Origin of the sequence: Enterobacter cloacae complex sp. CARB60, assembly GCF_036487345.1 — a bacterium.
Taxonomy (GTDB): Bacteria; Pseudomonadota; Gammaproteobacteria; order Enterobacterales; family Enterobacteriaceae; genus Enterobacter; species Enterobacter asburiae_D.
In genome coordinates, this window is record NZ_JAZKLC010000002.1 from 3,593,582 (window position 1) to 3,609,272 (window position 15,691).

13 protein-coding genes, 1 pseudogene and 1 other annotated feature are annotated in these 15,691 nt (G+C 57.1%); of the genes and pseudogenes, 3 read left to right on the forward strand and 11 right to left on the reverse strand.

The genetic code is table 11. The features are described 5' to 3' along the window. Positions 1-22: 22 nt before the first annotated feature. From V4835_RS18335 to V4835_RS18375, 9 genes are all read right to left on the reverse strand, one after another. Positions 23-1,327, reverse strand: a complete 1,305-nt coding sequence (locus V4835_RS18335; protein ID WP_063145536.1) for an inosine/guanosine kinase — start codon at positions 1,325-1,327, stop codon at positions 23-25. Positions 1,328-1,389: 62 nt separating this feature from the next. After that, positions 1,390-2,352, reverse strand: coding sequence for a ferrochelatase (gene hemH, locus V4835_RS18340; protein ID WP_029741031.1), 963 nt, complete (start codon positions 2,350-2,352; stop codon positions 1,390-1,392). A 124-nt stretch (positions 2,353-2,476) separates the two neighbouring features. Then, on the reverse strand, positions 2,477-3,121 hold the full coding sequence (gene adk / locus V4835_RS18345) for an adenylate kinase (RefSeq protein WP_006809841.1): 645 nt from the start codon (positions 3,119-3,121) through the stop codon (positions 2,477-2,479). Positions 3,122-3,350: 229 nt separating this feature from the next. Then, on the reverse strand, positions 3,351-5,225 hold the full coding sequence (gene htpG, locus V4835_RS18350) for a molecular chaperone HtpG (protein WP_063145537.1): 1,875 nt from the start codon (positions 5,223-5,225) through the stop codon (positions 3,351-3,353). A 110-nt stretch (positions 5,226-5,335) separates the two neighbouring features. Beyond that, positions 5,336-5,941 (reverse strand): recombination mediator RecR, encoded by a 606-nt coding sequence (recR, locus tag V4835_RS18355; protein ID WP_008499298.1) that lies wholly within the window; start codon positions 5,939-5,941, stop codon positions 5,336-5,338. After that, positions 5,941-6,273, reverse strand: coding sequence for a YbaB/EbfC family nucleoid-associated protein (locus V4835_RS18360; protein ID WP_003858972.1), 333 nt, complete (start codon positions 6,271-6,273; stop codon positions 5,941-5,943). The genes recR and V4835_RS18360 overlap by 1 nt, the downstream gene beginning before the upstream one ends. A gap of 53 nt (positions 6,274-6,326) precedes the next feature. Continuing rightward, positions 6,327-8,255 carry a DNA polymerase III subunit gamma/tau gene (gene dnaX / locus V4835_RS18365; RefSeq protein WP_331413152.1) on the reverse strand — a complete coding sequence of 643 codons (1,929 nt, stop codon included), beginning with the start codon at positions 8,253-8,255 and terminating at the stop codon, positions 6,327-6,329. Further along, positions 6,933-6,997 (reverse strand) — a sequence feature (DnaX frameshifting element). Its footprint overlaps the gene before it by 65 nt. 88 nt (positions 8,256-8,343) lie before the next feature. Then, complete coding sequence (gene apt, locus V4835_RS18370; protein WP_000127359.1) at positions 8,344-8,895, reverse strand: adenine phosphoribosyltransferase; 552 nt, start codon at positions 8,893-8,895, stop codon at positions 8,344-8,346. 150 nt (positions 8,896-9,045) lie between these two features. Then, positions 9,046-9,423: a DUF454 family protein gene (locus V4835_RS18375; RefSeq protein WP_024906851.1), complete on the reverse strand. Its 378-nt coding sequence runs from the start codon at positions 9,421-9,423 to the stop codon at positions 9,046-9,048. A gap of 50 nt (positions 9,424-9,473) precedes the next feature. Here V4835_RS18375 and priC point away from each other — a divergent pair, with 50 nt between their 5' ends. Beyond that, entirely contained in the window at positions 9,474-10,001 is a 528-nt protein-coding gene (gene priC / locus V4835_RS18380) for a primosomal replication protein N'' (RefSeq protein ID WP_063145539.1), read from the forward strand. 14 nt (positions 10,002-10,015) lie between these two features. After that, positions 10,016-10,232, forward strand: a pseudogene (rsmS, locus tag V4835_RS18385) (pleiotropic regulatory protein RsmS). Here rsmS and mscK read toward each other — a convergent pair. Further along, on the reverse strand, positions 10,229-13,576 hold the full coding sequence (gene mscK, locus V4835_RS18390) for a mechanosensitive channel MscK (RefSeq protein ID WP_331413154.1): 3,348 nt from the start codon (positions 13,574-13,576) through the stop codon (positions 10,229-10,231). The pseudogene rsmS and the gene mscK sit on opposite strands and share 4 nt — an antisense overlap. A gap of 112 nt (positions 13,577-13,688) precedes the next feature. Beyond that, positions 13,689-14,342, reverse strand: a complete 654-nt coding sequence (acrR, locus tag V4835_RS18395; protein WP_063145541.1) for a multidrug efflux transporter transcriptional repressor AcrR — start codon at positions 14,340-14,342, stop codon at positions 13,689-13,691. A gap of 140 nt (positions 14,343-14,482) precedes the next feature. Here acrR and acrA point away from each other — a divergent pair, with 140 nt between their 5' ends. Further along, the gene (acrA, locus tag V4835_RS18400) at positions 14,483-15,676 is read left to right on the forward strand and encodes a multidrug efflux RND transporter periplasmic adaptor subunit AcrA (protein WP_023310601.1); all 1,194 of its coding nucleotides are present in this window, start codon (positions 14,483-14,485) and stop codon (positions 15,674-15,676) included. Positions 15,677-15,691 lie beyond the last annotated feature (15 nt).

A 15,691-nucleotide genomic window follows, 5' to 3' on the forward strand; every position in this document is an offset into this window, starting at 1 on the left:
CACCGGGGTTTTCTTTTAGCAATCAACGATCCCAGTACGCCTCTTCGAGGCTGTCTTCCCGTTCCGGCAGGCCACGCGTTAAGCGCGGTGAGTGCTGGTTCAGCACCTGATAGCTCACGCGGTTCGCGTATTTACACACCTGCGCCAGCGACGAATAGGTCAGCCAGCTGAACTTGTGCTTGCTGGAGTTCGGCACGTTGGTTTTGTGGTAGGCGTTAGCGGTGATGTCGTGCAGCAGCGCGGCCAGCGCGCCGTCGCCAGCACCGTTGGTGTTCATGATCTTCTCCGGTCCGCCCATATAAGGCGCGATATGCGAGTAGATACGCAGCGGGTTCACGCAATCTTTGTAACGCATGCCGCGGCTGAACTCGTACTGGTTGAACTCGGCAATCGCACCGGGCAGCAGCGGGTGCTGGGTTTTGCGTTTGCTCTCTTCTTCCGTGAAGCCGGCCATGTACAGCCCCACCGGGCCAGCGGTGCAGAGCACCAGATCCACCCAGTCCAGCGCTTTGTCAGACGCCAGCAGCGGATCGCTTTCGCCGGTCAGCGCTTCGGCCTCTTCTTCGTTCATCGCCAGAATCGAGACGTGCTCTTTCAGGAAGGCCTGCCACCACTCCGGGTTATCGGCGATAACGAATTTCGTGCCCAGCGTCAGAACGACCGGCACGTTGTATTTCTTCGCGTACTCAATCGCCTTCATGGTTGCTTCCGGCATGGGCTCGCCCGGCTTACAGCGCACCAGGTAGGAGGTCAGCACCAGCGCAGAGGCGCCCGCGATCACCTCTTCAGGAATACTCTCGGCGCGCAGCTTGTTCATATGACCCGGGCTGATGGCAAAAGTACGCTCGCCGGACTCACCGATCAGCGTAAAGCAGCGGCCAATCGGCCCGTCAACGCCCTGCAGGTAGTTCAGATCGGTACGGCTGGAGGTGTTGCAGAGATAGCGGTAGGCGTAGCCACCGATTTCGATATTGCTGCACATCACGCCGAGCAGCACCGAGCGGTCGTCTGCCAGTACGGAGTAGTTGTGCATGGTATTGCCGATGGTGCCACCGGCGAACTGATGGGTAATCAGGTTTTCGCGCACCAGCTCCTGATACAGCGCTTCGGCAACGTCGTCCTCAATGACCAGCGAATGCCCGGCGCTCAGACCGTAACGCGCAACAAACGCATCATCCACTTTGGCTTCAATATCCACCAGCGTCTGATCGATACCCACGACCCATGCCGCGCTGGTTTCGTTTTCAGGCTGGATTTGCTGCAGGAGCGGATCGCGAGCGTTAACGGGGAAGTAGTGTTTGGATTTGCGTTTACCGGGAAATTTCATGGTCTGAACTGTACGAAGAATATGGGCCGGGAATGTTAGCACAAACCCGGCCCGGAGTGCGATCAGCGGCTGTTCGTTACCAGCGAGACCATCATGTCGATATGTTCAGGCGAGTCGTTAAGCGCCGGAATGTACTCGTACTTTTCGCCGCCAGCCTCAAGGAAAAATTCCCGGTTTTGCACCGCGATCTCCTCCAGCGTTTCCAGACAATCGGCCGAGAAGCCCGGCGACATCACCTGAATGTGCTTCACGCCCTTCTCACCGAGCATTTTGAGGGTTTCATCGGTGTATGGCGTCAGCCACGGCTCGCGGCCGAAGCGCGACTGGAAGGTCATCATCACCTTCTCCGGCGGCAGGCCAAGGGCGGAGACCAGCTCGCGCGTGGTATCGCGGCAGCGCTGCGGATAATCATCCCCTTCATTGGCGAAACGCTGCGGGATCCCGTGATAGGAAAGCAGCAGCAGATCCGGCTCGCCGTGCTTTTCAAACGACGCGCGCGCGCTGTTGGCAAGCGCCTGGATGTAGAGATCGTTATCCGCGTAGTCGCGAATAAAGGTCACGCCCGGAATGCGGCGGCGGGTCGCCAGAATACGGGCCAGCTCATCCCAGACGGCGGCCACCGTCGAGCAGGAGTATTGCGGGTAGAGCGCCAGCACGACGATATGGTCCACGCCCTGTGCCAGCAGTGATTCCACCGCGCTTTTCAGGGACGGTTTTCCGTAGCTCATGCCGAGCGCAACGGGCATATCCGGCAGGCGGGCAGCCAGCGCTTTTTCCTGACGACGGCTGTAAACCATCAGCGGCGAGCCCTCTTCCATCCAGACGGACTGATAGAGTTTGGCGACGCGCGGAGAACGAATCGGCAGAATGACGCCACGCAGCAGCGGCCACCACAGCAGTCTCGGGAAATCCACGACGCGCGTGTCGCTTAAAAATTGTCGCAGGTAGCGTTTTACCGCGTCTGATGTAGGTGCTTCTGGAGTACCCAGATTGGCAAGCAGGATGCCGGTTTTCGCCTGACTCATTCACGCCTCTTAACCATTTGATAGGTTGTCAATTGTAGCGGAAATGCGTTTAAACGAAACCCATTGCTGTAATAGGTAAGATGAGAATATTTCTCACCCGGGAGCCCGGGTGAGAGGCGCGCGATTAGCCGAGGATTTTTTCCAGCTCTGCACGTACGTCAGCAACGGCTTTGGTGCCGTCAACTTTCGCGTATTTGGTGTTACCCGCCTGCGCTTCTTTGGTGTAGTAGCCGATCAGCGGCGCGGTCATCTGATGGTATTCCACCAGGCGTTTACGCACGGTCTCTTCCTGATCGTCTTTACGGGTGGTCAGCTCTTCGCCGGTCACGTCGTCTTTGCCTTCAACCTTAGGTGGGTTGAATTTGATGTGGTAAACGCGGCCAGAAGCAGCGTGTACGCGACGGCCAACGATACGGTCAACGATCAGCTCGTCCGGTACGTCGAACTCCAGAACGTAGTCCACGTTGATGCCCGCTTCTTTCATGGCGTCAGCCTGAGGAATGGTGCGTGGGAAGCCGTCCAGCAGGAAACCGTTACGGCAGTCTTCCTGAGCAATGCGCTCTTTGACCAGAGCAATTACCAGCTCGTCGGTCACCAGCTTGCCTGCGTCCATGATGTCTTTCGCTTGTTTACCCAGCTCGGAGCCAGATTTAACAGCGGCGCGCAGCATGTCACCGGTGGAGATTTGCGGAATACCGTATTTCTCCATGATGAACTGAGCCTGAGTTCCTTTACCCGCGCCCGGAGCGCCAAGCAGAATAATACGCATTGCGAAAATCCCCTCAAAAGTCGTTTCAATTTTTCAAAAGCGCTAAACAATACCACCAGAACGGGCGTGGCTCAAGGAAGGCGGGAAGGCTGAAACGGTTAACGGGGGGAGATTATTTGGGTTAGTGCGGTTGATTCCCCCTCACCCTAACCCTCTCCCCAAAGGGGAGAGGGAATTTGAACCCCCTCTCCCCTTTGGGGAGAGGGCAGGGTGAGGGGCAGGTGTTTAGTTACGCCAGCAGCAGCGCATTCACACGTTTAATGAACAGGTTAGGATCTTCCAGCGTGCCGCGCTCGGCCAGCAGGGACTGATCCAGCAGCAGTTCAACCCACTCTGCAAAGCGGGCGTCGTCCTGGGTGTCCGCCGCACGTTTCACCAGCGGGTGATCCGGATTAAGCTCAAAGATATATTTCACTTCCGGCATCGCCTGGCCCGCCGCCGCGAACAGCTTCGCCATCTGGGTGCCCATTTCATCGGCATCGGTGGTGACAATAGCCGGAGTATCGGTCAGACGGTGCGTGAAGCGCACCTCTTTCACGCGATCGCCCAGCAGCGTTTTCACGCGCTCAACGAACGGCTCCAGCGCCTTCTCGGCTTCTTTCGCGCTTTCGTCCACTTCATCCGCCAGCTTGTCGATGGACTCGTCGGCTTTGGCAACGGACTGGAAGGATTTACCGTCGAACTCGGTCAGGTAGTTCATCATCCACTCGTCGATGCGGTCAGAAAGCAGCAGCACTTCGATGCCTTTCTTACGCAGCAGCTCCAGGTGCGGGCTGCTCTTCGCCGCCGCGTAGCTGTCTGCGGTGATGTAGTAGATCTTCTCCTGCCCTTCTTTCATGCGGGAGACGTACTCTTCCAGCGACACGGTCTGCGCGGAGGAGTCGGTGTGCGTAGAGGCGAAGCGCAGCAGTTTAGCAATGGTTTCGACGTTCGCGGTATCTTCCGCCGGGCCTTCTTTCAGCACCAGGCCGAACTGTTTCCAGAAGGTCTGATATTTTTCCGCATCGTCTTTCGCCAGTTTTTCCAGCATCTGCAGAGCACGTTTAGTCAGTGCGTTGCGCAAGTTACGGGTGACGGTGCTGTCCTGCAGAATTTCACGCGAGACGTTGAGCGGCAGATCGTTGGAATCGATCAGACCGCGCACAAAGCGCAGGTAGTTCGGCATGAACTGCTCGGCGTCGTCCATGATGAACACGCGCTGCACGTACAGCTTCAGGCCGTGCTTGTGATCGCGGTTCCACATGTCCCACGGCGCCTGCGCCGGGATGTACAGCAGGCTGGTGTACTCCTGCTTCCCTTCCACACGGTTGTGGCTCCAGGTCAGCGGGTCGGTAAAGTCGTGGGCGATATGCTTATAGAACTCGTTGTATTCGTCGTCTTTAATTTCAGACTTGTTGCGCGTCCACAGCGCCTGCGCCTTGTTGATCTTCTCCCAGGAAACCACGGTTTCGCCGTCTTTCTCTTCCTGTTTTTCAATCTCAACCGGCAGGGCGATGTGATCGGAATATTTACTGATGATGGAGCGCACGCGCCAGTCGTTCAGGAAATCGTCTTCCCCTTCGCGCAGATGCAGGGTGATTTCGGTCCCGCGATCCGCCTTGGTGATGTCACCAACGGTGTATTCGCCTTCCCCTTTGGATTCCCACAGCACGCCGTTCTCGGCGCTGTCGCCTGCCGCACGGGTACGGACGGTGACTTTGTCGGCCACGATAAACGCCGAGTAGAAGCCCACGCCGAACTGGCCGATCAGCTGGCTGTCTTTCGCCTGGTCAGAGCCCATGGACTCGAGGAACGCTTTGGTGCCGGATTTGGCGATGGTGCCGAGGTGGTCGATCACCTCGTCGCGGTTCATCCCAATGCCGTTATCGGCGATGGTCAGGGTGCGGTTCTCTTTATTGAACGAGACGCGCACGCGCAGCTCGCCGTCGCCTTCGTACAGGTCCGGGTTAGACAGCGCGCGGAAGCGCAGCTTGTCCGCCGCATCGGATGCGTTGGAAATCAGCTCACGCAGGAAAATTTCTTTGTTGGAATACAGGGAATGGATCATCAGGTGCAGAAGCTGTTTTACTTCTGACTGGAAACCACGGGTTTCTTGTCCTTTCATCTAAGTCGACCTCAACAATGCCATTTAATGGGGTTGTAAAACGTTGAGTGAGAGATGGGGATAAGGGGGGGGAATTTCAAGCGGAGGCCGCGCGCGCAGCCTCCGTTTGGTCAGAAAATAATCTTGTGACGCCCGGCCAGAGAGTGTGACAGCGTGGTGCCGTCCACCATTTCCAGCTCGCCGCCCACCGGCACGCCGTGGGCGATGCGGCTGGCGTCAACGCCGTACTGCGAGCACAGTTCGGCAATATAGTTGGCGGTTGCCTCCCCTTCCACCGTCGGGTTGGTGGCGAGGATTACCTCTTTGATGGTTTCGGACTCAAGACGCTGTTCAAGGCGGTCAAGACCGATATCATCCGGGCCAATACCGTCCAGCGGGGAGAGATGCCCCATCAGCACGAAGTAGCGGCCGGAAAACTGCCCGGTTTGCTCAATGGCGTAGATGTCCGCCGGACTCTCCACCACGCAAATCTGACCGTTTTCCTGACGACGCGGGTTCGTACAGATGTTACACACGTCCTGCTCGGTAAAGGTGCGGCAATCCGCACAGTGACCTATTTCTGACATGGCGCGGGTTAAAGCCTGCGCCAGGCGCATCCCGCCGCTGCGGTCGCGCTGCAATAGCGTAAACGCCATGCGCTGCGCCGACTTCGGGCCAACGCCCGGCAGGCAGCGCAGTGCTTCCATTAACTGCGTGAGCAGCGGACTGGTTTGCATCAGAATGGCATCTTGAAGCCAGGCGGCAGCTGCATACCGCTGGAAACAGAGGCCATTTTCTCTTTCTGAGTTTCGTCGATACGGCGAGCGGCATCGTTAAACGCGGCTGCAACCAGATCTTCCAGCATCTCTTTGTCGTCTTCGAGCAGGCTCGGGTCGATTTCCACGCGACGGCAGTTGTGCGCACCGTTGATGGTCACTTTGACCAGACCGGCACCGGACTCACCCGTGACTTCCAGCTGAGCGATCTCTTCCTGCATCTTCTGCATTTTTTCTTGCATCTGCTGAGCCTGCTTCATCAGGCCACCCAGACCGCCTTTTCCACCAAACATAGGCTTCTCTCTTTTTCACGTTTAAGGATTACAACCGTAAGTCAGACTCACGATCAAATGGGGCGAATACTCTCTTCATCCAGATCGGCGTCGAAGAACCGGCGCAGGGTCTGAATGTTGTTATCCGCAATAATCGCCTCGCGCGCCTGCGCGAGCTTTTCTTCATAAATGGCCTGGCGCCACTCGAGCGGCGTTTTCACTGCCGGATTATCATCTTCAATGATAGTCAATTCAACCGGTGCGCCCTGTAATGCGGTGAGCGCCTCGGCCAGCGCCTTTTGCGTGCCAGGGGAATTGAGGTGCCGCTGACCCGGACGCAGGTGTAAACGCACCTGATTGCCGTCCTGCTCTTTCCAGGCATTCAGCGCGACCTGTTCGACCAGCTTCGGCAGCTGGAGTTTGCTGACCTCGGCGGCCCAGGGGTCGCGCGCAATGGACTCTTCGGCAAGCTTCGCGGAAAGCTCTGGCGTTTTCTCATGCTCCAGCGCCTTTTTCAGCGCTTTCGGCGTGGCGACCTCTTCCTTCACCTGTTCGGTGATGGTGGTTGCCTTCCAGCGGTAAGCCTCTTCTTTCACCGGGGCTTTCTGCTCGAGCGCGGACGGTGCAGGACGCGACTGTACGCGCTCCGTTACCGAGGCCAGTCGTTCAAGCGCGGCGTTGTTCACCGGCCGCGCTCTTCCTGGCGCTGCCGGTTCACTCTTTTTTGGTTTGGTTACTCCCTGCGCACGCTGCAGCTGGCTGCGTGCGGCAAGCACCGAACTGGTGGCATCCGACAGCGGCACGTTTTGCTGCGGCGGCGGTGTCGGCTGCGGCGGCACCTGCTGCGGCGACATCACCGCCGTAGGGGCGACCGGCGCGAAAGACTGCCGCGGCACTTCAGGCTCCGGCAACGGCATGCGCGGGTGGAACGCCAGCGCGCGCAGCAGCGTCATTTCAACGCCCATCCTGGGGTCCGGCGCGAACGGTAACTCTTTGCGGCCAATCAGCAGCGTCTGGTAATACAGCTGCACGTCGGCAGGCGGCACGGTGCGGGCAAGTTCACGCATCCGCTGTTCAATAGCGGCCATATCCGCACCGATGGCAGACGGAGAAAGCTGCAGCATCGCCACGCGGTGCAGCAGGCTGAGCATCTCAACCAGCAGCCCTTCCCATTCAATACCCCGGGCAGCGGCGGCATTCACCTGCGACATCACGCGTTCGCCGTTGGCGGCAATCATCGCTTCGATAAGCGACAGCGCCTGATCGTCATCCAGCGTGCCGAGCATGGTGCTGACCGCCTCGGTGGAGAGCTTGCCGTCACCGCTGGCAATCGCCTGGTCGGTCAGGCTGAGGGCATCACGCAGGCTGCCGTCCGCCGCGCGTGCCAGCAGCTGCAGGGCGCGCGGTTCGTGGACAATTTTCTCTTCATCAAGAATGTGCTCAAGCTGCGCGCGGATCTGCTCAACGTCCAGCGCCTTCAGATGGAACTGCAGGCAGCGCGACAGGATCGTGACCGGCAGCTTTTGCGGATCGGTGGTCGCCAGCAGGAACTTCACGTGCGCGGGCGGCTCTTCCAGCGTTTTCAGCAGGGCGTTAAAGCTGTGGCGCGACAGCATGTGCACTTCATCGATCAGGTAGACCTTGAAGCGGCCGCGCGCCGGGGCGTACTGCACGTTGTCGAGCAGGTCGCGGGTATCTTCCACTTTGGTGCGCGAGGCGGCGTCGATCTCGATCAGATCGACAAAACGCCCCTGCTCGATCTCCCGGCAGTTATCACACACGCCGCACGGCGTGGCGGTGATCCCGGTTTCGCAGTTAAGACCTTTTGCCAGCAAACGGGCAATAGAGGTCTTACCGACGCCTCGGGTGCCGGAGAAAAGATAGGCGTGATGGATGCGACCTAGCGACAAGCCGTTCGCCAGGGCCGTCAGCACATGTTCCTGACCGACAACGTCAGCAAAGGTTTGTGGTCGCCATTTACGGGCTAACACCTGATAACTCATGGGCAGGCTCTGCAACGCTGGAAGGTGAATTTATGGAGGGGAATGCTATCACAACCTCACCCATTGAGCGAGGTTGTGAAAACCGGGATTAATGACCCGGGAAAGGCACCAGGCTGTAGCTGGTAATGCCCTGTTTTTCCAGGCGCTGTTCACCGCCGAGATCGAACAGGTTGATGATGAATGCCGCGTCGGTCACTTCACCACCCAGACGACGGATCAGCTTCACGGTCGCTTCAATGGTACCGCCGGTTGCCAGCAGATCGTCCACCACCAGCACTTTGTCGCCAGGCTTGATCGCATCAACGTGGATCTCCAGCTGATCGGTGCCGTACTCCAGCTCGTAGCTCTCAGCTATGGTTTCACGCGGCAGTTTGCGCGGCTTACGCACCGGCACAAAACCCACGCCCATTGCCAGCGCAACCGGTGCGCCAAACAGGAAGCCACGGGCTTCGGTACCAACTACTTTGGTGATCCCGGCGTTTTTATAACGCTCGACCAGCAGTTCAATGCTGAGCGCGTACGCTTTCGGGTCTTCCAGCAAGCTGGTGACATCACGGAAAAGAATGCCAGGCTTTGGATAGTCCTGGATGCTTTTGATGCTGTTTTTCAGATATTCAAGCTGCTGTGCAGTTGCGGTCATCGGTTTTGCCTAAATGAAACAGTGTTACTCACAGCGCGCAACGAGTCGGCCAAGGCAACAATTGTTTAACCTTTGACCAGGCGCACCTGTGCTCGAAAACGGTCGAATTTACTGGCTGCGCGTGATAATTGCAACAGCCATGATGAGGCTTCAGTGCTTTTGTTGCTTTTCATCAACCACGGGGATCCGCCACATAAAGAAAAGCAGGCAGGTCAGGATCGCCAGCAGCAGAATGCGTACCCACATCATTTTCACCAGCCATAATGAAATAGCGAAGGTGATGAGGATCACCGCGATCGCGCGCGGCTTCGCGCCGGGCGGCATGGCCCGGTGTTTTTGCCAGTGCCGCAGATAGCCGCCAAACCATGAGCGGTAGAGCAGCCAGTGGTGAAAACGCGGCGACGAGCGGGCGAAGCACCAGGCCGCCAGCAGGATAAACGGCGTAGTCGGCAGTAAGGGTAAAAACACACCCAGCGTGCCAAGCACTACCGCGAGCCAGCCAATGATGATTAAAATAGTACGCTTCATAATGCGAATCGTTATCAAACTGAACGGCTACTTTACCACTGGAGAGCGCCTTGAAAACAGCACTGCTTCTTGAGAGGCTGCAAAATCAGCTGATTGCCCTGCGGGAGCAGGCTACACCGCTAATGGGGCACGCCACGCTGAAGCCGCGCTTTGACCGACAGCTTTTTCGTACCCGCAGCACCGTCATTCAGGATTACCTGGCGGAAGCGCAGACAAACCTCGACGAGCTTCGCCATGCGGTTGAGAGTGAACAGCAGGAACAGGTGGCATGGCTTGCGGAGCATCTCACTGAGCAGATCACCGCTCTGCATCGCGAAATCACCGCCTGGCCGCTGCGCGCCTGGGACAGCGCCTCGCCGGGGCTCGGTAAATGGCAGCGCAAGCGGCTGGAGAACCAGGAGTTTGAGCGCCGGCTGTTTGAGATGAAGCGCGAACGCGAAGTGCGGCTGAACAATAGCGAAACGCTGGAAGAGCAGCAGCTATTGATGCGCGAGATTAGCGCGCTGGAAGGACGCATCGTCCGCTGCCGTCAGGCGCGGGATGAGATTGAGCGCGTCATTGAACGTTTGACCCGTTAACAGGAGCCACACCCATGTCACTGGAAAATGCACCCGATGAGGTCAAGCTGGCCGTCGATTTGATTATGCTGCTGGAGAATCATGAGATCCCCGCCGAAACGGTGCTTAAGGCACTGGAGATTGTGCGGCGGGATTTCGAGGGGAAATTACCCTCACCCCGGCCCTCTCCCTGAGGGAGAGGGGGAAAATCGTTCCCTCGCCCCTGAGGGCAGAGGGAAAATAGTAGATTAAGCCGGAGTCGGATCGTCACCCTTAATCTCGCGCTTCACTTCCGTATGCTCATCACCTTTCTCGTTACGCAGGTGAACCTCAAGCTGGTTGAAGGCGATATTAATATCGTTTTCACGACACAGGCGATCGATAGAGCGGTTAAGCTCATCCACCGTGTAGCTGCGGTCGCGCAGCTCGCGCACGTATAAACGCAGCTCGTGATCCAGCGTACTCGGCCCAAAGGTGGTGAAGAAGACCGCCGGAGCCGGATCGTGCATCACTTTCGGATGTTCTGACGCCGCCTTGAGCAGCACCTCTTTCACCTTCTCCAGATCCGATCCATAGGCGACGCCCAGGCGGATTACCACGCGCGTCACCGTATCGGAAAGCGACCAGTTGATCAGACGCTCGGTCACGAACGCTTTGTTCGGGATGATCACCTCTTTGCGATCGAAGTCGGTGATGGTGGTGGCACGAATACGGATCTTGCTGACCGTACCGGAGAAGGTGCCGATGGTAACCGTATCGCCGATTCGTACCGGGCGTTCGAACAGGATGATCAGGCCGGACACAAAGTTACCGAAGATCTCCTGCAGGCCAAAACCAAGACCGACCGAGAGGGCGGCCGCCAGCCACTGCAGTTTATCCCACGAGACGCCGAGCGAGCCAAAGACCGTCATCGCCCCAACAATAATGATCACGTAGTTGAGGATCGTGGTAATGGCGTAGGACGCCCCCTGGCGAAGATTCAGACGTGACAGGAGCAGCACTTCGAGCAGGCCCGGCAGGTTGCGAATCAACGCCCAGGCCACCACCGACGACACCAGCGCAAACAGCAGGCTGCCCATGGTCACGCTTTTCATGACCGCAGCGCCCGCTTCGGTACCGTTGTATTGCCAGAGGGTAATACTGTCGAGATATGCGAAAACGGTAATAAGATCGGACCAGATAGCCCAGAACATCACCGCAAACAGGGCGATCATTACCAGCATGGTAATACGCAGCGTCTGCTGGTTAACCTGCTCCAGCGCGATGGTCGGCTCTTCCTGTGGCTCCGCGCCTTCGGCCCCCTCTTTCACCTGATGCTGACGACGCGCGATAGCACGGCGATAGGCGATGCGGCGGGCCGCTACGCTCAGGCCGCGCAGCACGGTCTGATAGAGCAGGTTCCAGACGATCACCAGATAGACCGTTTCAATCCAGCGCCCGGACAGGCGCAGCGTGGTATAGAAGTAGCCCGTTGCCGTCAGCACCATCAGCGCCAGCGGAATGATCGCCAGCACCGTCACGGTGGCCAGGCGAATATTGTGGGACTCTTTATCACGCCAGCTGTCGCGGCACATCGGCCACATCAGGATCGCAATCAGCAGCAGGTTCAGCAGGATGACCAGCTGGCCCAGCACGTCATCCATCAGATGCAGCGGGGAAAGCTCAGAGACAACCGACCAGAAGTGCAGCGGCAGAAGCGCCAGGCTGATGCGCACAATCTGACGACGCCAGTGGCTGGTCAGCTGCGCTGGCATGTTGAAATGACGCACCGCCACGCCGTCTTTTTCCAGCACCTTCCAGCACACGCCAAACACCAGCCAGAACAGCGCCAGTTTTTTACTGAACGCCCACAGCAGATCGCTGACGTTGAGCTGCATGGTAAGCAGAATCAGGCCCACGGCCAGAATAATCAGGCACACCGGCAGGGCGCGGATGAGATCGATCAGAATCGCTTTTGGCGTATGGAGCTGGCTATCGTTACGCAGCTGCCCCACTTCGGACGCCAGCTTCGCCTGGTATTTTTTCAGCCAGCCCAGACGCCAGCGGATCAGGCCGGCAATCAGCAGCAGCGGTAATCCCGCCAGCAAGGCAATTGTCACCGCAGGCCAGGCTTTCTCCCAGTTCACGGTGATCTTCATGCTCTTGATCTGCGTTTTCAGCGTCTCAGGGAAGGATTTAATCCAGTCCCAGTCCATCGGCTTGTTGCTGTTCACCCAGAAAATCTGCTGGGTCAGGATCTCCTGCAGGCTTTTCGAGACGCTCACCAGCTGCTGCTGGTTGATTTGCAGGTTAATGGCCATCATCAGCTGGTTACCCAGCTGTTTGTTGAGCTGGTCCAGCAGCTCGCGACGCATATCGACGACCTGGAGCAGCGCGTCGTGCACTTCCGGGTTCACGTCGCTGGAATGCCCCTCTTCAATTTTGGCGACAAAGGTATCGCTCTGGAAAAGGGCATCGCGCTGCTGGTTGACGTCAAACTGTTCCAGACGTAAATCCGCGATGCGGTTGGTCATGTCCTCCAGCTCATCGGCGGACGGGAGCGTCTGCTGCTGCTGGTAGAGAATACGCGACAGCAGGAGGCTGCCTTTCAGAACCGCGATCTGCTCTTTGATGTTGCGCTCGGCCTGCAGCGCGCGATCCAGCCAGTTCTTCACTTTGATATTTTGCTGAACCAGCGAGTTACCGTTTTCCGTCGCCAGTATCAGGCGCTGGCTAAGCTGGTGGTTGGCCTCAAGCTCCTGTTTCACCAGCGGATTCGCCTGAATGCGGGCGGTTTCGTCAGGGGAGACGGCCTCCTGAGCGGTTTTTTCCGTCAGGGTCAGGCGCTTGCTGTTTACCGCCTCCTGCAACAGCTGAAGCTGGTGTTCCAGGCGATTAATATTCGCGGTGACGTAATCACGCTGTTTCTGAAGCGTATCCTGCAGCACCGTATTCCCTTCCAGGCTTTTACGCTGCTGTTCAATCTGTGCGTTGAGCAAGGTCTGCTGAACCAGCAGCAGGGTTTGCTGCGTTGGGCGCAGCGTGCCCTCTCCCACCGTCGTGCCGTTCAGGCGGTTGCGGATCTGCTGCAGCTGCTGAGACGCGGAGTACATCGCGTTTTGCACGCGTTCCGGCTGGGTTTGCAGGGAGACAAGCTGGCTGTTATAGGTCGCGAGGTCGGACTGCGCGGTTTGCAGGTCGTCGAGCAGTTGCGCGACGCGCGACTCCAGCTGGCGTAAAGAGAGCGTTGAGAGCGTCTTGCGCGTTTCGGTATCGTTATCGACGTCGCTCAGGGCGTTCAGCGATTCCGTCGCTTTGCGCATATTTTCAGGGGCCTGCGCCACCTTCTGACGAAGCTGGGCGGTTTCTGCTTTGACGCGTTCAATTTTATCCAGCGTTTCCAGCGTTTCCGTCAGATCCTGCTGGATGAGCTTATCCTGAGGAGAGAGCTCTTTTTGTTTGTTCAGCGTGTCGAGCTGCGACTGAACATCGTTGCGCGAGGGAATATCGTTGCTGTTATCGGCGCGGGCCCAGGTCAGCGGCGCCGTGGCGAAGAAAAACAGCATCGCAAAGAGCAATGCAAAAACAGGATGTTGCGAGCGATTGATGGGCAGCATAGTTGTGAATGATGTCAGAAGATGACCGAAAATAGTCCGGCGTGAAGAATATCACGCTCGTCAGATGCAGAATAGCGCGAACGTTATCCTCTGAGATAAATCCTGGAAGGGATCAGGCCGTTAGCGAAGGCGCGTCGCCGCGCAGCGTGGGGCAGAGCTGTAGCATTTCCAGTAAAATCGCCACGTAGCTGCGGGCTTCCTCCTTGAGGTCAAAGGATTGTGGCGCAAAAAGCCAGTTTTCCATCAGACCTGAAATGTAGCCGCGCATCAGGATAGCCGCCCGGCGAGTTAAGAGGTTGGCCGGTAACAGCTTTGACTGCATACACAGGTTCAGGTTCTGTTCAATACGGTCATAGCTCTCGAGGCTGAGGCTGCGCTGCGCCTGCTGAACGATCGCCATTTCGCCCACGAACTCGCATTTATGATAAATTATTTCCATCATTAATCTGCGACGTTCTTCAACTACCGTCGCTTCAAGGATATATACTAATATTTCTCTCAATACTGAGAGTGGATCGTCAGGGAATTTTGCCCGATACTCACTCTCGAGATCGCTAATGCTGGACTCTGAAAGCTCCCAGATTTCACTGAACAGATCTGACTTGTCTTTAAAATGCCAGTAAATCGCTCCCCGCGTCACACCGGCAGCCTGAGCAATTTGTGCCAGCGAGGTGGATGAAACACCCTGCTGAGAGAACAAACGTATTGCCACATCCAGTATGTGTTGTCGGGTTTCCAGCGCTTGTTGTTTAGTTTTTCGTGCCATAGGTGGGTGAATTTACAGGAGTCAGATTTACATACATTTGTGAATGTATGTACCATAGCATGACGATAATATAAACGCAGCAATGGGTTTTAGACTCAGGACCCTTGATCAATTTGAAATCGGACACTCGAGGTTTACATATGAACAAAAACAGAGGGTTAACGCCTCTGGCGGTCGTTCTGATGCTCTCAGGCAGCTTAGCGCTTACAGGATGTGACGACAAACCAGCTCAACAAGGAGCTCAGCAGGCGCCAGAAGTAGGCGTCGTGACGCTCAAATCTGAACCTCTACAAATCACCACCGAATTACCAGGCCGTACAAATGCTTATCGCATTGCGGAAGTGCGTCCTCAGGTTAGCGGCATTATCCTGAAGCGTAACTTCACCGAAGGTGGTGATGTGAAAGCCGGTGAGTCTCTGTATCAGATTGATCCAGCAACCTATCAGGCATCCTATGAAAGCGCGAAAGGCGACCTGGCAAAAGCGCAAGCCGCCGCCAAAATCGCCCAGCTGACGCTGAACCGCTACCAAAAACTGCTCGGCACTAAGTACATCAGCCAACAGGATTACGATACTGCCCTGGCAGATGCACAGCAGGCTAACGCGGCCGTGGTGGCAGCCAAAGCGGCTGTCGAAACCGCGCGCATTAACCTGGCCTATACCAAAGTGACCTCCCCTATCAGCGGTCGTATTGGTAAGTCTTCCGTCACGGAAGGGGCGCTGGTGCAGAACGGTCAGACCACTGCGCTGGCGACCGTGCAGCAGCTCGATCCGATCTACGTTGACGTGACGCAGTCCAGCAATGATTTCCTGCGCCTGAAACAGGAGCTGGCTAACGGCACCCTGAAACAGGAAAACGGCAAAGCCAAAGTGGAGCTGATTACCAACGACGGTATCAAGTTCCCGCAGGAAGGTACGCTGGAATTCTCTGACGTGACGGTCGACCAGACCACCGGTTCCATCACCTTACGTGCGATTTTCCCGAACCCTGACAAAAATCTGCTGCCAGGTATGTTCGTTCGCGCACGTCTGGAAGAAGGAACGAATCCAACCGCACTTCTGGTTCCACAGCAGGGTGTGACCCGTACGCCACGCGGCGATGCGAGCGCGCTGGTTGTTGGGGCTGATGACAAAGTCGAAACGCGCAATATCACCGCCACCCAGGCGATTGGCGATAAATGGCTGGTGACGGAAGGTCTGAAAGATGGCGATCGCGTGATTGTTACTGGTTTGCAAAAAGTTCGTCCTGGCGCGCAGGTTAAAGCACAGGAAGTGAAATCTGACGATAAACAACAAGCTTCGGCCGCTGGCCAGTCAGAACAAACCAAGTCTTAACTTAAACAGGAGCCG